1 protein-coding gene is annotated in these 232 nt (G+C 68.5%); it reads left to right on the top strand.

The features are described from left to right. Positions 1–232, top strand: a 232-nt coding sequence (locus ACLJNW_RS28920) for an MFS transporter (RefSeq protein WP_410962124.1), incomplete at both ends; no start/stop codon positions are given.

Raw genomic sequence — 232 nt, forward strand, 5'->3', positions numbered from 1 at the left:
CACCCGCGAGCAGCACCGGACCAAGGCGATGGCGATGATCGGCATGAGCATCGGCGTCTCCTTCGCCGTGGCCATGGTGCTCGGCCCGGTGCTGACCCATCTGTTCGGCCTGCATGGGCTGTGCTGGTTCACCGCCGGGATGGCGCTGGTCGGCCTGCTGCTGATCCTGTTCTTCGTCCCGCAGCCGGACCACATGACCCAGCACCGCGAATCCAGCGTGGCGCGCCAGGCC

Source organism: Salmonella sp. SAL4457 (genome assembly GCF_046548235.1).
Lineage (GTDB): Bacteria > Pseudomonadota > Gammaproteobacteria > Enterobacterales > Enterobacteriaceae > Salmonella > Salmonella enterica.